At 71.4% G+C, this 16,008-nt stretch carries 18 protein-coding genes and 1 pseudogene; 10 read left to right on the forward strand and 9 right to left on the reverse strand.

Going from position 1 to position 16,008, the window contains the following annotated elements:
* Positions 1-152: 152 nt before the first annotated feature.
* A complete protein-coding gene (locus tag ACIOHP_RS49680) occupies positions 153-1,580 on the reverse strand; it encodes an NAD(P)/FAD-dependent oxidoreductase (protein ID WP_361549773.1) in 1,428 nt (475 codons plus the stop codon).
* Positions 1,581-1,701: 121 nt separating this feature from the next.
* Between ACIOHP_RS49680 and trxA the strand changes: the two genes are divergently transcribed.
* On the forward strand, positions 1,702-2,088 hold the full coding sequence (gene trxA, locus ACIOHP_RS49685; protein ID WP_046256813.1) for a thioredoxin: 387 nt from the start codon (positions 1,702-1,704) through the stop codon (positions 2,086-2,088).
* Positions 2,089-2,125: 37 nt separating this feature from the next.
* Here trxA and ACIOHP_RS49690 read toward each other — a convergent pair whose 3' ends face one another.
* Genes ACIOHP_RS49690 through ACIOHP_RS49700 form a run of 3 tightly spaced genes read right to left on the reverse strand, consistent with a single transcriptional unit; the run spans position 2,126 to position 5,098 of the window.
* Positions 2,126-3,304, reverse strand: coding sequence for a 4-hydroxybenzoate 3-monooxygenase (locus ACIOHP_RS49690; RefSeq protein WP_401898446.1), 1,179 nt, complete (start codon positions 3,302-3,304; stop codon positions 2,126-2,128).
* A 39-nt stretch (positions 3,305-3,343) separates the two neighbouring features.
* Positions 3,344-4,390, reverse strand: a complete 1,047-nt coding sequence (locus ACIOHP_RS49695; protein WP_401898449.1) for a LacI family DNA-binding transcriptional regulator — start codon at positions 4,388-4,390, stop codon at positions 3,344-3,346.
* Between the two features lie 27 nt (positions 4,391-4,417).
* Positions 4,418-5,098 carry a helix-turn-helix domain-containing protein gene (locus tag ACIOHP_RS49700; protein ID WP_361549767.1) on the reverse strand — a complete coding sequence of 227 codons (681 nt, stop codon included), beginning with the start codon at positions 5,096-5,098 and terminating at the stop codon, positions 4,418-4,420.
* Positions 5,099-5,197: 99 nt separating this feature from the next.
* On the opposite strand from ACIOHP_RS49700, the gene ACIOHP_RS49705 reads away from it, so the two are divergent.
* The gene (locus ACIOHP_RS49705) at positions 5,198-5,761 is read left to right on the forward strand and encodes an NAD(P)H-dependent oxidoreductase (protein ID WP_267014165.1); all 564 of its coding nucleotides are present in this window, start codon (positions 5,198-5,200) and stop codon (positions 5,759-5,761) included.
* Positions 5,762-5,829: 68 nt separating this feature from the next.
* On the opposite strand, the gene ACIOHP_RS49710 is transcribed toward ACIOHP_RS49705, so the two are convergent.
* Both ACIOHP_RS49710 and ACIOHP_RS49715 read right to left on the reverse strand, forming a co-directional pair.
* Entirely contained in the window at positions 5,830-6,480 is a 651-nt protein-coding gene (locus ACIOHP_RS49710; RefSeq protein WP_401898453.1) for a hypothetical protein, read from the reverse strand.
* 33 nt (positions 6,481-6,513) lie between these two features.
* Complete coding sequence (locus ACIOHP_RS49715; protein ID WP_401898456.1) at positions 6,514-7,419, reverse strand: LysR family transcriptional regulator; 906 nt, start codon at positions 7,417-7,419, stop codon at positions 6,514-6,516.
* A 114-nt stretch (positions 7,420-7,533) separates the two neighbouring features.
* Between ACIOHP_RS49715 and ACIOHP_RS49720 the strand changes: the two genes are divergently transcribed.
* On the forward strand, positions 7,534-7,767 hold the full coding sequence (locus ACIOHP_RS49720; RefSeq protein ID WP_361490973.1) for a hypothetical protein: 234 nt from the start codon (positions 7,534-7,536) through the stop codon (positions 7,765-7,767).
* On the opposite strand, the gene ACIOHP_RS49725 is transcribed toward ACIOHP_RS49720, so the two are convergent.
* Positions 7,743-8,624, reverse strand: a complete 882-nt coding sequence (locus ACIOHP_RS49725; RefSeq protein WP_401898459.1) for an LLM class F420-dependent oxidoreductase — start codon at positions 8,622-8,624, stop codon at positions 7,743-7,745. The two genes, ACIOHP_RS49720 and ACIOHP_RS49725, sit on opposite strands and share 25 nt — an antisense overlap.
* Positions 8,625-8,703: 79 nt before the next feature.
* Positions 8,704-9,660 carry a TerC family protein gene (locus ACIOHP_RS49730; RefSeq protein WP_361549759.1) on the reverse strand — a complete coding sequence of 319 codons (957 nt, stop codon included), beginning with the start codon at positions 9,658-9,660 and terminating at the stop codon, positions 8,704-8,706.
* Positions 9,661-9,885: 225 nt separating this feature from the next.
* On the opposite strand from ACIOHP_RS49730, the gene ACIOHP_RS49735 reads away from it, so the two are divergent.
* Positions 9,886-10,860, forward strand: coding sequence for an alpha/beta hydrolase (locus ACIOHP_RS49735; RefSeq protein WP_401898462.1), 975 nt, complete (start codon positions 9,886-9,888; stop codon positions 10,858-10,860).
* 85 nt (positions 10,861-10,945) lie between these two features.
* Complete coding sequence (locus tag ACIOHP_RS49740) at positions 10,946-11,932, forward strand: helix-turn-helix domain-containing protein (RefSeq protein ID WP_401898464.1); 987 nt, start codon at positions 10,946-10,948, stop codon at positions 11,930-11,932.
* A 23-nt stretch (positions 11,933-11,955) separates the two neighbouring features.
* Here the strand turns inward: ACIOHP_RS49740 and ACIOHP_RS49745 are convergent, their stop codons facing one another.
* On the reverse strand, positions 11,956-12,309 hold the full coding sequence (locus ACIOHP_RS49745; protein ID WP_401898466.1) for a hypothetical protein: 354 nt from the start codon (positions 12,307-12,309) through the stop codon (positions 11,956-11,958).
* Positions 12,310-12,557: 248 nt separating this feature from the next.
* Here ACIOHP_RS49745 and ACIOHP_RS49750 point away from each other — a divergent pair, with 248 nt between their 5' ends.
* The 5 genes and pseudogenes from ACIOHP_RS49750 to ACIOHP_RS49770 form a co-directional block, all read left to right on the forward strand.
* Positions 12,558-12,824 (forward strand): hypothetical protein, encoded by a 267-nt coding sequence (locus ACIOHP_RS49750; RefSeq protein ID WP_401898469.1) that lies wholly within the window; start codon positions 12,558-12,560, stop codon positions 12,822-12,824.
* 117 nt (positions 12,825-12,941) lie between these two features.
* Positions 12,942-14,132 carry a CaiB/BaiF CoA transferase family protein gene (locus ACIOHP_RS49755; protein ID WP_401898472.1) on the forward strand — a complete coding sequence of 397 codons (1,191 nt, stop codon included), beginning with the start codon at positions 12,942-12,944 and terminating at the stop codon, positions 14,130-14,132.
* A gap of 16 nt (positions 14,133-14,148) precedes the next feature.
* Positions 14,149-14,895 (forward strand): GntR family transcriptional regulator, encoded by a 747-nt coding sequence (locus tag ACIOHP_RS49760; protein WP_401898473.1) that lies wholly within the window; start codon positions 14,149-14,151, stop codon positions 14,893-14,895.
* A 37-nt stretch (positions 14,896-14,932) separates the two neighbouring features.
* Positions 14,933-15,718 carry an electron transfer flavoprotein subunit beta/FixA family protein gene (locus tag ACIOHP_RS49765; RefSeq protein WP_361490990.1) on the forward strand — a complete coding sequence of 262 codons (786 nt, stop codon included), beginning with the start codon at positions 14,933-14,935 and terminating at the stop codon, positions 15,716-15,718.
* A gap of 18 nt (positions 15,719-15,736) precedes the next feature.
* Positions 15,737-16,008, forward strand: a pseudogene (locus ACIOHP_RS49770) (electron transfer flavoprotein subunit alpha/FixB family protein); the annotation flags it as partial.

Genomic DNA, 16,008 nt, shown 5'->3' on the forward strand with positions numbered 1-16,008 from the left:
GGGCGGGGGGGGCGCCCCCCCCCCGCGGGGGGGGGGGGGGGGGGGGGGGGGGCGCCCCCGGGGGGGGGGGGGGGGGGGGGGGGGGGGGGGGGGGGGGGGGGGGGGGGGGGCCCCCCCCCCCCCCCCCCCCGGCCGTGTGCCCACCGCGGGGCTCAGTTGTCGCGGTAGCTCTCCAGCAGCCGCAGCCACACCTCGCTGATCGTCGGATACGACGGCACGGCGTGCCACAGCCTGCTGATCGGCACCTCTCCGGCGACGGCGATGGTGGCGGAGTGGATGAGTTCGCCGACACCCGGGCCGACGAAGGTCACCCCGAGGAGGATCTCCCGCTCCAGGTCCACGACCATGCGGGCGCGGCCCCGGTATCCGTCGCCGTACAGGCTCGCGCCGGAGACGTTGCCGAGCTCGTAGTCGACGGCGCGGACCCGGTGGCCCGCCTGTTCGGCCTCCGCCAGGGAGAGGCCGACGGCGGCGGCCTCCGGGTCGGTGAAGACGACCTGGGGTACGGCGGAGTGGTCGGCGGTCGCGGCGTGCGCGCCCCAGGGGGACGTCTCCAGGAGGGGAGCCCCGGAGGCACGGGCCGCGATGGCGGCCCCGGCGATGCGGGCCTGGTACTTGCCCTGGTGGGTGAGGAGGGCGCGGTGGTTGACGTCGCCGACGGCGTAGAGCCAGTCGTGGCCGGTGACGCGGAGGCTGTCGTCGACGTCCAGCCAGGAGCCGGGTTCCAGGCCGACGGTGTCGAGGCCGATGTCGTCGGTGCGCGGGGCGCGTCCGGTGGCGAAGAGGATCTCGTCGGCCTCGATGCGCTCGCCGGTGTCGGTGACGACCACGACGGTGCCGTTCTCGCGGGTCACCGAGGCGACCGAGGTGCCGGTGCGGACGTCGGCGCCCGCCTCGGTGAGACCCTCGTGGACCAGTTCGCCGGCGAAGGGCTCCATGCGGTTCAGCAGGCCCTTGCCGCGCACCAGGAGGGTGACCCGGGAGCCGAGGGCCTGCCAGGCGGCGGTCATCTCGGTGGCGACGACCCCGCCGCCGACCACCACGAGGCGGCCGGGCGCGGCCTTGGCGCTGGTGGCCTCCCTGCTGGTCCACGGCTTGACCTCGTCGAGTCCGGGGAGGTCGGGCAGGACGGCGCGGGTGCCGGTGCTGACGACGACGGCATGCCGGGCGGTCAGGACCTTGTCGCCCACGGTGACCGTGCGGGGACCGGTGAGGCGGCCGTGGCCGCGGTAGAGGTCGGCGCCGATGCCCTCGATCCAGCGGACCTGGCCGTCGTCCTTCCAGTGGGAGGTGTACTCGTCCCGTCGTGCGAGGACCGCGGCCGTGTCGAGGGGGCCCTGCACGGCGGGTGCGAGACCTGGCAGGCGCCGGGCGTCGGCCTGGGCGATGACCGGGCGCAGCAGGGCCTTGCTGGGCATACAGGCCCAGTAGGAGCATTCGCCGCCGACCAGCTCGCTCTCCACGACCGCGGTGGAGAGACCGGCCGCACGGGTGCGGTCGGCGACGTTCTCCCCCACGGGCCCGGCACCGAGAACCACTACGTCGTAGGTGGTGTGCGCGATGGATTCCGTTTCCGTCATGGGGTCAGTCTTACGGGTGGTGTGCGCTCAGGCCACATGGGTACGCGCGCGGAATACCTACCCGGCCTTTCGTGTTTGCGACGACGGCTTCGCCCCGACATCAGGAAGAGGGATTCACGCCATGAGCAAGACCGTGGAGCTCACCAAGGAGAACTTCGACCAGACGGTGACGGACAACGAGTTCGTGCTGATCGACTTCTGGGCGTCCTGGTGCGGGCCGTGCCGTCAGTTCGCGCCCGTTTACGACAAGGCCGCCGAGGCCAATCCGGACCTGGTCTTCGGCAAGGTGGACACGGAGGCGCAGCCGGAGCTGGCGGCGGCCTTCGGGATCCAGTCGATCCCCACGCTGATGATCGTCCGTGACCGGGTGGCCGTTTTCGCCCAGCCGGGCGCGCTGCCGGAGGCCGCGCTGACGGATGTGATCGGGCAGGCCCGGAAGCTGGACATGGACGAGGTCCGCAAGTCGGTCGCCGAGCAGCAGGCCGACGCCGAGCAGAACGGTCAGTGACCGTACGGCTGTTGAGGCACCGCATTCCGGTCGGGGCTCACCACTGAAGGGGAAGTCCCGTGTAGTTCGCGGCCAGTTCGGCGGCGGCGTGCCGGGATGCGGTGATCCGGCGCAGCCGTGCGAGCTGCAGCCGGTGCTCGAAGGGGTCGGCGTCGGGCCGGGTGTGCAGCATCGTCGTCATGTCGTACGAGAACCGGGTCGCCTGCCAGACGCGGTCGAGGCACGACTGCGAGTAGGTGTCCAGGAGTTGCTCGGAGCCGGTGCGACGCAGCTCGGTGAAGGCGCGCCCGAGCAGGCGTACGTCGGACACCGCGAGGTTGAGGCCCTTGGCGCCGGTGGGCGGGACGATGTGGGCGGCGTCGCCGGCCAGCAGGAGCCGTCCGTGACGCATCGGTTCGTGGACGTAACTGCGCATCGGGGTCACGGACTTGGCGGTGATCGGGCCGCGGCGCAGGGTCCAGTCGGCGTCGATGGCGAAGCGGGCGGCGAGTTCGTCCCAGATGCGGTCGTCGGACCAGTCGTCCGGGTCGGTGCCGTTCGGCACCTGTAGGTACAGGCGTGACACATGCGGTGAGCGCATGCTGTGCAGGGCGAAGCCGCGCTCGCCGCGGGCGTAGATCAACTCGTCGCAGGACGGGGCGACATCGGCGAGGATCCCCAGCCAGGAGTACGGGTAGTCGTGCTCGTAAGCACGGCTCACCTCGGCGGGGACGGTGTCGCGGGCGATGCCGTGGAAGCCGTCGCAGCCGACGACCCAGTCGCAGCTCAGGGTCTGTTCGCGGCCCTCGTGCACGAACCGCACGACCGGTGCCGTGGTCTCCGGCTTCTCGATCGCGAGCGCCTCGGCCTCGAACAACAGCGGTGGCCCGTCGGCCAGTTGGAGGGCCACGAGGTCCTTCACGATCTCGGTCTGGGCGTAGATCGTGACGGTGCGGCCGCCGGTGAGGACCGGGAAGTCGATGTGGTGGCGTTCCCGGTCGAAGCGCAGCTCGATGCCCTGGTGGACCAGGCCCCGCGCCTCCAGGCGCTCGGCCGCGCCGCACTCGCGCAGGGCGTCGACCGTGCCCTGCTCCAGCATTCCGGCACGCTGGCGCTGTTCGACGTACTCGCGCGTCCTGGCCTCCAGGACGACACAGTCGATGCCCGCGCGGTGCAGGAGGCGGGCGAGGAGCAGTCCGGCGGGGCCGCCGCCGATGATGCCGACCGTCGTGCGCATGGCACGCCTTCCGTGGGTGACAGCCTGGGACTCAGGCTCTCAGCTGGACTCGCGGTGCACCACCGTCGCTCCCAGCACCTTGTGCGTCTCGGGCACGGCGCCGGGGTTGCGCACCGCCCGGTCGACCAGTTCGGCGAGGTCGCGGCCGGAGGGCAGTTCGAGGTGGACCGTGCTCAGTCGGGGCCGCAGGAGGCGGCCGATCATCAGGTCGTCGGCGCCGATCAGCGCCGTCTCGCCGGGCACGTCGACCCCCTGGTCCTGGAGGGCGCGCATCAGCAGCATCGCGTACTCGTCGTTGTACGCGAACACCGCGTCCAGGCCGAGGTCGCGCCAGCGGGCGGCGAGCCGGGCGCCGGCCTCCTCGGTGTGGGCGAGGGGCAGATGGGTCACGGTGGCGTCGGTGCCGCGCAGGGCGTTGCGCACGCCTTCGAGGCGGGGCAGCGAGAAGGCCTCCAGGCCCGCCTCCTCGGGGACGACGACGCCGATGCGGCGCCGGCCGCGCTCGTACAGGTGGGCGCCGGCGCAGCGGCCGACCGCCTCGTGGTCCATGAGCAGGGCGTGGGCGCCCTCGACGGATTCGGGGCCGAGGGTGACGACGGCGCGGGCGCCGGAGCGCTTGAGGACCGCGACGCCCTTCGGGCCGAGTCCTGCGCCGGGCACCAGGACGGCGACCGGGCGGAGTTCGGCCCAGGCGCGGGCGGCCTCGTCGCCGTGCAGTCCGACGCTGCCGTGCTGCACGACGGTGTAGTCGAGGCGGCTGAGGGCCCACTGGAGTTCGTTGATGAACTGGCCGTAGAGCTGGCCGACGGGGATGGTGGGGGCGGGCATCAGGACCAGGCGGCTGTGTCCGGCACGCAGGCTGCGGGCGGCCGCGTGCGGCACGTACCCGAGTTCCTTGGCGGCCTCGTGGACACGGCGGCGGGTGGGCTCACTGATCCGGACGGCGCTGGTGTTGTTGAGGACGTAGGAGACGGTCGCGCGCGAGACGCCGGCCAGACGGGCCACATCGGCGCTCGTGGGAACGGAGCGCGGTGCGGGCGACGCGGGGGCGGGCGTTTTCGGTATCTGCACCATGACGTGACGCATCTTCGCAGAACCTGTGCGAGCCGCCCCTCAGTGGGTCGCCCCGGTGCCCGTCACCCGGGCCACCAGATCGGCCCAGCCGGCCTCGAGGCGCTCCATCGGCATCCCGCACTCCCTGGTCAGGTGGTGGATCAGGGCGGGGTCGAGATACCCGAGCAGCGTCCGCGCCAGCAGTTCGCAGTCGGCGTCCGGCACGATCTGGCGCAGCAGGACCGTGACGTGCATGGTGAGCGCGCGGTGCGACGGATGGGAGAACCGGCGGGTGGGCTCCGGCTCGGCGGCGAGGTGGAGGTCCAGCTGCTCGGCCGTGCGGTACAGCACCGCCACGCCGAACGCCCGCAGCCGCTCCAGGGGCGGCGACCCGGGGCCCAGCGGTGGCGGGCCGCCGAGGAAGTCCTCCTGCAGCTTCTTCGCCGAGTGGTCCAGCAGCGCCATCAGCAGGCCGGTGCGGTCGCCGAAGCGGCGGAAGACGGTTCCCTTGCCGACCTGGGCCGCGGCGGCCACCGCCTCCATCGTGACCCCGGCGGCGCCGTGCTCGGCGATCAGCCGGGCGGCCGCCTCCAGCAGCCGGGCCCGGTTGCGCGCGGCGTCGGCGCGCAGGCAGGGCTCCTCCTCGGGCGTGCCGAGCTGGAGCAATTCGGCATCGCCCGCAGGTTCCTGAGGCCTGGGAAACGGCGGCAGAGAGGCGGACATGACGACAGCGTAAAGCATCGGGAATGAAACTGGACCGCGGTCCGGTTAGGGTGATAGAAGTTAAACGGACCCCAGTCCGTATTTGTGACGGCACTGTTTCAGCATCTTGGAGTTCGCATGTCTGTTCGCATCCTTGCGCTCGTCGGCAGCCTTCGCGCCGGTTCGCACAACCGCCAGCTGGCCGAGGCGGCGGTCAAGTTCGCTCCCGAGGGTGCGAGTGTCGAGCTCTTCGAGGGCCTGGCCGAGATCCCGTTCTACAACGAGGACATCGACGTCGAGGGCAGCGTCCCGGCCCCGGCCGCCAAGCTGCGTGAGGCCGCCCAGGCCGCCGACGGCTTCCTGCTCTTCTCCCCCGAGTACAACGGCACCATCCCGGCCGTCCTGAAGAACGCCATCGACTGGCTGTCCCGTCCGTACGGCGCCGGCGCCTTCGGCGGCAAGCCGGCCGCCGTGGTCGGCACCGCGTTCGGCCAGTTCGGCGGCGTGTGGGCGCAGGACGAGACCCGCAAGGCGCTGGGCATCGCCGGCGCGACGGTGCTCGAGGACGTCAAGCTCTCCATCCCCGGTTCCGTGGTCCGGTTCGCCGAGACCCACCCGGCCGACGACGCCGAGGTCGCCGCGCAGCTGACCGAGGTCATCGCCCGGGTGCACAGCCACGCCGGCGAGACCGCTGCCGCCTGATCATCTCCTCGCGGCGAGGGGCCTGAGCTCATGGAGCTCCGGCCCCTTCTCCATGCCCGTACGACGGTTCAGCCCGTGATCGAGAAGAAGATCGTGTCCTGGCTGTACCAGTCGATCGACTGCGCGGACCGCCACTCGTCGTGCTCGAACTCCAGCTGTCCGGCGAGCTGCCCGAGCTCGTAGGAGAAGGCGCTGTCGACGCGGTCCAGGACGGCGCGGTAGGCGTCCGCGGCGGGCTTCGCCTTCGCCAGCGGCAGACGGCCGATGTCCGGGGTGCCGTCCACGGGGTACGGGATGGGGAACGGGATGCCGTCGGGCGGACCGGCGAACAGGAAGCCGCCCGGCAGCAGGTCGGCGGGGACGCCGAGGCGGCGCAGCTCGTCGTCCATCAGCCCGAAGAAGGTCGAGGGTTTGGAGAAGGTGCCCAGCTCGTACGGGTCGCTGCCGTTACGGTCGATGATCTTCTGCAGGGCGGTGTAGTACGCGTTGCCCGCGCACTCGGCGTCCGAGTCGGCGCGGCCCGCTATGAGGTGGTCCAGCGCCTCGGGGACGGTCAGGCCCCAGTCGACGCCCTGCCGTTCGAGGTCGGCCTGGTGTGCCTCGGCATACTTGCGGACGTTGCCGAGGATGCGCTGCTGGTCCTTCGTCAGTGCGCCGGCGCCGAGGAAGCCGATGATGTCGTTCTGGTCGGCGGTGTTGTAGCTGATGTTGCGACTCATGATCCCCATCATGCCGAACGGCACTGACAGCGCTCACGCCACAGCGGTGGACGCCAACTCCCGCAGCTGCGTCAACGCGGCCTCGACCGCGGGGCGTTCACGTCCGGCGCGCCGCGTGCAGGTGAGCAGCTTGCGGTGCGGGTCGCCGGTGCAGGGCACCCGCGTGACGGGCAGGTGCGGGGCGAGCCGGGCGAGGCGGGGGATCAGCGCGACGCCGAGCCGGTGGGCGACGAGGTGGGCCATGACGTTCCAGTCCACGGCGTGGTGCACCACCGCGGGGCTGAACCCGGCCTCCGCGCAGGCGGAGATGATGTGCGGGCGGCAGGGGCTGTCCGGCATCGGGGCGATCCAGTCCTCGTGCGCCGCCTCCGAGAGCTGCACGCGCTCGCGCCCGGCCAGCGGATGACCGGCGGGTACGACGAGGTCGAACGGGTCGTCCAGCAGCGGCTGCTGGTCGAAGCGGACGTCGTTCAGCGGCGGGTTGTGCGGGGTGGCCTCCACGATCGCGAGGTCGGTCTCGCCCTCGAAGAGCAGATCGAAGCTCTCCGGCACATCCGCCTCCTGGATCCGCACGCTCAGCCGCGGATACCGCTCCTGGAGCCGCACCGCCATCGGCGCCAGCAGCACCGAGATCGCCACCGGGTAGCCGCTCACCCGCAACGGCCCGCCGGGTGCGCCTTGTTCGGCGCGCAGATCGAGTTCCGCCTGTTCCCAGCGGGCCTGGATGGCGTCGGCGTGCGCCAGCAGGCTCTCGGCCGCCGGGGTGAGACGGATTCCCCGGCCCTGTGGTTCGAGGAGGTCGACGCCGAGGTCGCGGGCGAGCTGGCGGATCTGCTGGGAGGCGGCCGACGGGGTGAAGTGCAGGGCGCGGGCGGCCGCGGTGACCGTGCCGTAGTGCGCGACCGCGCGCAGGACGTGGAGCCGACGCAGATCAATCATGAAGCCCACGCTTCAAGGTGAGGTCCGGAAAGTCAACCTGGACGTGTACGAAGCGTGCGCTGCACCCTGGATGTGTCGCGACGGTCAGCCATCCACGACGTACGAGGAGTCCCCATGACCAGCCCGACCGGCACGACCCCGGCCGGCACCGTCTGCCCGCACTGCGGATGGCCGGACGGCGCCGAGCCCTTCCAGGTGGTGTCCCGGCACGCCACCGCGGCGGGCCGCACGGTGTGGACCCGCTGCGGCTGCGGCTCGCTGCAGGTGCGTGTGGTCGACGACCGCGGGATGCGGATCGTGTCCCGCAGCGGACCGGCCGTCCCTCAGTCGAGTCCCGCCAGCCGCTGAACGGCGGGGGCCGCGAACCGCTCGATGAACGCCGCCGGCTCCCCCGTGCGCGGGGAGAGGATCACGGTGTCGATGCCGAGCTTGGTGTAGCCCGTGATGTCCTGGGTGAAGGCGTCGAGGTCACCGGTGGTGAGCGGGTCCCCGGAGTAGGCGACGGTCTTGCGGATCGCGTCGTAGTCGCGGCCCTCGGTGTCGCAGTGGCCACGCAGGACGTCGAGCTTGTGCGCGACCTCCTCGGGGGTGGTGGTGAAGAGGTTGCAGGCGTCCGCGTACCGGGCGACCAGCCGGAGCGTCTTCTTCTCGCCGCCTCCGCCGATCATGATCTCGGGGCGCGGGTCACTGACCGGGGCCGGGACGGACAGCGTCTCGGCGAGCCGGTAGTGCTTGCCCTCGAAGGGACCGTTCGCCTCCGGGTCCCACATCTGCAGGCAGATCCGCAGGGTCTCCTCCAGCCGCTCGAAGCGCTCGGCGAGCGGCGGGAACGGCACACCGAGCCCCGCGTGCTCCCGGTCGTACCAGGCGGCGCCGATACCGAGGGTGGCCCGGCCTCCGGACAGGACGTCGAGCGTGGTGGCGATCTTGGCGAGCAGCCCGGGATGTCGGTACGTCACCCCGGTCACCAGGGCACCGAGCCGGACCGTCGAGGTGCGCGCCGCGAGATAGCCGAGGGTGGTGTAGGCCTCCAGCATGGGGTCCTCGGCCCGGTCGTTGAACTCCATCTGGAAGTAGTGGTCCATCACCGACAGCCAGCTCAGGCCCGCGGCCTCGGCCGCGTCGCCCGCGGCGGCGAGTTCGGCGCCGAGCGCGGGCCCTCCCCCGGGATGGTCGAACCGGTTGATGTGCAAGCCCACGCGCATGGCGGTCTCCGTTCACCAGGGTCGTAACCGACCCTGGTGACGCTAGATCTTCGAGCGCTCTCGAAGTCAAGGGGCTCGGCTAGGAGACCCGCTCCTCCTGCTTCCTGGTGGCCCTCAGACTCGTGAAGGTCGTGACGGCGAGGACCAGAACGATGAAGCCGAGCGAGAAGGGGATGCTGATCTCGGGCACATGGACGCCGGACTCGTGCAGGGCGTGCAGCACCAGCTTGACGCCGATGAAGCCGAGGATGATCGACAGCCCGTAGCTGAGGTGGACCAGCCTCTTCAGCAGGCCGCCGATGAGGAAGTACAGCTGGCGCAGCCCCATCAGCGCGAACGCGTTCGCCGTGAACACGATGTACGGGTCCTCGGTGAGGCCGTAGATGGCGGGGATGGAGTCGAGCGCGAACAGCACGTCGGTCGAGCCGATCGCGAGCATCACGACCAGCATCGGGGTCATGACCCGCTTGCCGTTCTCCTCGATCCACAGCTTGGTGCCGTGGTAGCGGTCGGCCACGCCGAAGCGTCGCTCGACCATCTTGAGGAGCTTGTTCTCCTGGTACTCCTCCTCGTGCTCCTCCTTGCGGGCGTCCTGGACGAGCTTCCAGGCGGTCCAGATCAGGAAGGCGCCGAAGAGGTAGAAGACCCAGGAGAACGTGGAGATGATCGCCGCGCCGGCCGCGATGAACCCGGCACGCAGCACGAGGGCCAGCACCACGCCGACCATGAGGACCCGCTGCTGGTACTGCGAGGGCACCGCGAACTTCGCCATGATCAGGACGAAGACGAAGAGGTTGTCGACGCTCAGCGACTTCTCGGTGATGAACCCGGCGAAGAACTCACCGGCCGGCTTTCCACCGCTGAAGATCAGCAGACCGACGCCGAAGAGACAGGCCAGCACGACCCAGACGACCGTCCAGATGCCGGCTTCCTTGATCGACACGTCGTGGGGCTTACGGCCGATGAAGAAGTCGACGGCGACGAGCACGCACAAGGCCGCCACCGTCAGCAGCCAGACGGAGAGGGACACATTCACTTGTTACTCCTGGTACGTGTGGGGCCTTCACAGGGTTGTCTCAGCTTCTGATCTCTTCCACCTCTGCCGGGTGAACAAAAGGTCATGACATTGCAAGGGCACAGGTCACGCCGGTGCCACCCGCCGGACGGCGGGCAGGTTCCGCCGTACGGCGGCGTCCCGGACGGCGGGCGGGGCGCGGATCATGTCGGCATGAGCCGCCGCGTTCCCGCGTGAGGAGAAGACATGACCCTGGTGCCGCCGCCGTTCGACCCGGAGCTTGCCGGAGCCCTGGAGCTGATCAAGGAGTTCATCTCCCCGGGGATGACCCTGGAGGACATCGAGCAGATACGGCAGGGCCCCGGCATCCAGATGCTGGCCGAGCTGGACCTGACGCTCGACGGCTTCTTCAAGGTCGAGGACCGTGTGGTGCCGGGCCCCGAGGACGCCCCCGAGATCTCGCTCCTGATCTGCCGCCCCACCGTGCCCTCGGGCGCGGGCCCGCGCCCGGTCGTCTATCACGTGCACGGCGGCGGCATGGTCCTCGGCACCAACCGGGTGGGCGTGGACGTGGCGCTGGCCTGGGCCAAGGAGCTGGACGCCGTCGTGGTGTCGGTGGAGTACCGGCTGGCCCCGGAGAACCCGTATCCCGCACAGATCGAGGATGTGTACGCCGGTCTGGTGTGGACGGCGGAGCACGCCGGGGAGCTGGGTGGCGACCCGGAGCGGATCGTCCTCGCGGGCGCCAGCGCGGGCGGCGGACTGTGCGCGGCCCTCGCCCTGCTCACCCGGGACCGTCAGGGGCCGCGTCCGATCGGCCAGCTGCTGATGTGCCCGATGCTGGACGACCGCAACGACACCCCGTCCTCGCACCAGATGGTGGGCCTGGGCGTCTGGGACCGGACGGCCAACGAGACCGGCTGGACGGCGCTGCTCGGCGACCGGCGCGGCGGCCCGGACGTGCCCGCGTACGCGGCACCGGCCCGCGCCGAGGACCTGGCCGGGCTGCCCCCGGCGTTCCTGGACGTGGGTTCGGCGGAGACGTTCCGGGACGAGGTCGTCGCCTACGCCTCCCGGATCTGGCAGGCCGGCGGGATCGCCGAGCTGCATGTGTGGCCGGGCGGCTTCCACGGCTTCGACGGTTTCGCCCCGCAGGCGGCGCTCTCCCAGCGGACACGGGCGGCACATCTGGACTGGCTGCGCAGGCTCCTCGAGGCGTGACCGTGCGGCACGGCTCACCCCGGGTGGTGCCCGGTGTGAGCCGCGGGGCTCCCCAGCCGGGCCCCGCATACCGCACCATGGACCCATGAAAGAGCTGGCCGGGCGCCTGACCGCGCTGGACCCGGACGCCGGTGCCGCCGTCCAGGTGATCGCCTACTTCGACCGGCTGGCCGAGTCACGGGCCGGCCTGGAGGCCCTGGTGCGCGGGGCGGCCGTACTGGCCGGGGTGCCCGCGCGGCTCGTCGACGCGGACCGGCGGGTGCAGGTGCGCGTGGAGGCCGACGGCACGCGCCGCGACTCGGATCTGCCACCGGATACGGCCTGGCCGTCGGCGGCGCTGGCGCCCGGCGGGGTGCCCGCGCTGTGGCTGGAGCGGGCGGCCGAGCCCAGCGTGGTGGACGCCGTGATCCTGGAACGGGCCGCCGGAGCCATGCGGCTGGTCCTCGACCGCACCCGCGGCCGGGCCCCGGTCGACGATCCGGCGCTGGTGGAGACACTGCTCGACGCCACGGCGCCGGAACCGGCCCGGCTGCACGCGGCGCGGCGCCTGGGCCTCGACCCGGCGGTGCCCGCGCGCGCCGTGGCCGCCGCCGACGGTCTGCCCCGCATCGTCCCCGAGCCGCGCGGTGCGGAACTGCCCGCCGGGCGCCTGGGGCTGGGCCCCGCCGTGCCCGTGCTCGACCTGCCGCGGTCCTGGGCCGCCGCGCGCACCGCGCTGCGGTTCACGGCGGAGGGCATCGCGCAGGATCCCGGTCAGCGTGTGGTGTACGCCGACGAGCTGGGCGGCACGGCTCTCCTCGCCGATCTCGTCGTGCCGGGGGCCGAACCCCCGCCCGACGTCATCGCGTTGGAGTCCGCGGCCGCGGCGACGCCGTGGCTCCTGGCCACGCTGCACGCCGTCGCGTCGACGGCGAGCCTGCGGGCGGCCGCCGCGGAGATCAACGTGCACCACTCGACCCTCCAGGACCGACTGGTGCACGCCGAGCACCTGCTGGGCTGGCCCGTGCGCACCCCGCAGGGCCGGTTCAGGCTGCAACTGGCGCTGACGATGCGCCACTTGGCCCGCTCGTAGCCGCGGTCACCGTCACGCCACCGTCACCGGAACTCGTGGACGACCTCGATCTCGCCGACGATGTGCGCGTTGAAATCGTCGAGCTCCTCGGCCGGCACCCACAGCTCCAGGATCGTCTCCCCACCGGCCTGCTGTACGGGGTAGCGGCGCAGGAAGTCCGCGTCGACGTGGAAGCGGGTCACGAAGCCGGCGCCGTCGTGCTTGACGTTCCAGTCCCGGGCGATCTTCACGGCGTAGTCCTCGTTCAGGACGGGGTAGAAGATCGGCTGCTCGGGCAGCCGGGGCGGCCAGGCACGCCAGTTCAGCTCACGGACCAACTCCAGCTCGACGGGGCCGGTGGGGCGCCAGAGGGTCGTCGTCGGTCGGGGGCTGGTCATGGGGGTCGCGCTCCGTACGTGGTCGAGGTGCGTGATCGATGTGTGCCGTCGATCGGAACGCGGCGACCCTACCGGCGGCGGCGAGGCACCGACCACCGGGTTTCACGGCTCGGCGCGGTCCGCGCGGGCGAGGGGGCGCCCATCCGTGGAGTCCCGACAGGAGTTGCCGATCGGCGCCACGGGCAAGGTGTTGAAGGACCAACTGCGATGAGGCCCGTCGCGTCACCCGCGGGAGAACGGAGATCATTGTGACGACGAACAGCACCGCCGACCTGACGGCGGACCCGTCACCGGACCGGATAGAGCGTCTCGACGAGGAGATCATCACCCTTCTCGCCCGTCGCCGCGCCATGGCGCAGGAACTGCCTCCCCCCGCGCGCGCCCGCGCCGTCGATCCCGAGTTCGCGGAGACCGTACGGGAGATGACGGACCGCTACCGACAGGAGCTCGGCGGCGCCGGCGAACTCGTCGCCCGCGCGGTGATGGTGCTGTGCCATCCGAGCCGCCACTCCTGATCACGCGGGGTGAGGAGGGAGGGCCGGGTGCCCTTCCTCCCCGCCCACAGACGACCGCGTGCACATGACTTGGATCACTTTGACAGTGTCCTCGATTTGGCCGTACAAATGGGCCATATGAGCGTCCCGAAGCTTCCTCTGTCCGGGATCACGGTCGTCAGCCTGGAGCAGGCGGTGGCCGCCCCCTACGCCACCCGGCAGCTGGCCGACCTCGGCGCCCGGGTCATCAAGGTGGAGCGGCCGGGCGGCGGCGACTTCGCGCGGCGGTACGACACGACCGTCCACGGTCACTCCAGCTATTTCGTCTGGCTGAACCGCTCCAAGGAATCCCTCACCCTGGACCTCAAGGACCCGCGCGGCCTGGAGATCCTGCACCGGCTCCTCGACGACGCCGACGTCTTCGTGCAGAACCTCGCCCCCGGCGCGGTCGACCGCCTCGGTCTGGACACCGGCTCGCTCACCGCGCGTTGGCCGCGGCTGATCCCGTGCACGATCTCCGGGTACGGCACCGACGGACCGTGGGCCGACCGCAAGTCGTACGACCTGTTGGTGCAGTGCCAGACCGGCCTGGTCTCCCTGACCGGAACCCCGCAGGAGACCGCGCGGGTCGGGATCTCGGTCGCCGACATCGCCGCCGGGATGTACGCCTACAGCGGCGTCCTGACCGCCCTGTACACACGCGCCACCACGGGCACCGCCCACCCGGTGGAGGTGTCCCTCTTCGAGGCACTGGCCGAGTGGATGGGCCAACCGGCCAATTACACGCAGTACGGCGGGAGCCAGCCCCCACGCCTGGGCACCCAGCACGCCACCATCGCCCCCTACGGCACCTTCAGGTCCGCCGACGGCGAGGACGTGCTGTTCTCCATCCAGAACGAGCGCGAATGGGCCGTGCTCTGCGCGGAGTTCCTCGGCGGTCCCGAACTGACCACCGACCCGCGCTTCGCCACCGGATCCGACCGTGTCGCCCACCGCGACGAGCTCAACGCCGTCGTCGCCGAGCGCTGTGCGCGCTCCGACGCAGCGGAGATCCTCAAGGACCTGGAGGACATCGGCATCGCCTGCGCCGGTGTCAACGACATCGCCGCGTTCCTCGACCATCCTGTGCTGGCCGCCCGGGGCCGCTGGCGCGAGGTGGGTGTACCGGGCGCCACCGTGCGGGCGCTGCTGCCGCCGGCCGACCTGGCGGGGCTGCCCGCCCGCATGGACCCCGTACCGGCGGTGGGCGAGCACACCGACGCGATCCTCACCGGGCTCGGCCACAGCCGCGCCGACATCGAGGCGCTGCGCGCCGACGGCGTCGTCTGATGGCGGGGTGACGTCGATGCTCGAGCAGCCACAGCGTGAAAGCACCTACCTGAGGCTCGCCCGCGAACTGCGCACCGCGATCCTGCGGCACGACTACCCCGAGGGGGTGCGGCTGCCGACCGAGGCCCAGCTCGCCGAGCACTACGGGATCAGCCGCCAGACCGTGCGCCGTGCCTTCCAGGACCTGGTCGCGGAAGGGCTGGTCCACCGGGTGCCGGGCCGCGGCACCTTCGCCACGCCCCGCGACGAGCAGTATCTGCGCCAGTTCGGCTCGGTGGACGACCTGATGGGCCTGTCCATCGACACCCGTATGCGGGTCGTCACGCCCCTGCACCGACGGGTCGACGTCGACGCAGCCGGGCGACTGGGCCTGCACACCGACCGGGTGCACAAGCTGGCCTTCGTCCGGCTGCACGAGGACACCGCGTTCTGCCACACCGCGGTCTCCCTGCCGCCCGCCGTCGGCCAGTTGCTGGAGTCGGTCCCCGAACTCACCGAGCCCGGCACCCCCAGCGCCTCCACCGTCATCGGCTTCCTCGACGGCCGACTGCCCGAACCGATCGCCGAGGCCGAGCAGAGCATCACCGTCGCGGAAGCCACTCCCGAACTCGCCGGACACCTCGGCTGCGAACCAGGCCGGGCGCTGCTGCGCATCGACCGGGTCTACCAGACGGTCGCCGGACAACTCGTCGAGCTGGCGATCAGCCACTTCCTGCCCGAGCACTACTCGTACCGCGTACGGCTGCGGCGCAGTGGCCGGTGACGCCGTATGCCGAATTGTCGAAAGAGGAGCAATTGCCGTGAGTCTCAAGATAGTCGTGACCGTGAAGTACGTGCCCGACGCCACCGGCGACCGGCACTTCGCCGATGACCTGACCGTCGACCGTGACGACGTGGACGGTCTGCTCTCCGAACTGGACGAGTACGCGGTCGAGCAGGCGCTGCAGATCGCCGATGAGGCGGATGACGCCGAGGTCACCGTCCTGACCGTCGGTCCGGAGGACGCCAAGGACGCACTGCGCAAGGCGCTGTCCATGGGCGCCGACAAGGCCGTCCACGTCGAGGACGACGACCTGCACGGCACCGACGCGATCGGGACCTCGCTGGTGCTGGCGAAGGCGATCGAGAAGGCCGGCTACGACCTGGTGATCTCCGGTATGGCGTCCACGGACGGCACGATGGGAGTGGTCCCGGCGCTGGTCGCCGAGCGACTGGGTGTCCCGCAGGTGACGCTGCTGTCCGAGGTCTCCGTCGAGGACGGGATCGTGAAGGGCCGCCGGGACGGTGACTCCGCCACCGAGCAGCTGGAGGCATCCCTCCCGGCGGTGGTGTCGGTCACCGACCAGTCGGGCGAGGCGCGTTACCCGTCCTTCAAGGGCATCATGGCCGCGAAGAAGAAGCCGGTTCAGTCCTGGGACCTGTCCGACCTCGACATCGAGGCCGAGGACGTGGGTCTGGACGGCGCCTGGACCAAGGTCGACTCCGCCACCGCGCGCCCGGCGCGTACGGCCGGAACAGTCGTCAAGGACGAGGGCGAAGGCGGCAAGCAGCTCGCCGAGTTCCTCGCGAGCCAGAAGTTCATCTGAGAGAGGGTGCGTTGATCCATGGCTGAAGTTCTCGTCTACGTCGACCATGCGGACGGCGCCGTCCGCAAGCCCACCCTGGAGCTGCTGACGCTGGCCCGCCGCATCGGCGAGCCGGTCGCCGTCGCGCTGGGCAACGGCGCCGCCGACACCGCCGCCGCGCTCGCCGAGCACGGCGCCGTCAAGGTCCTCACGCATGAGGCCGCCGAGTACGCCGACTACCTGGTCGTCCCGAAGGTGGACGCCCTGCAGGCCGCGTACGAGGCCGTCTCCCCGGCCGCGGTGCTGGTGCC

The sequence above is a fragment of the Streptomyces sp. NPDC087859 genome, assembly GCF_044742595.1.
GTDB classification, from domain to species: Bacteria; Actinomycetota; Actinomycetes; order Streptomycetales; family Streptomycetaceae; genus Streptomyces; species Streptomyces canus_F.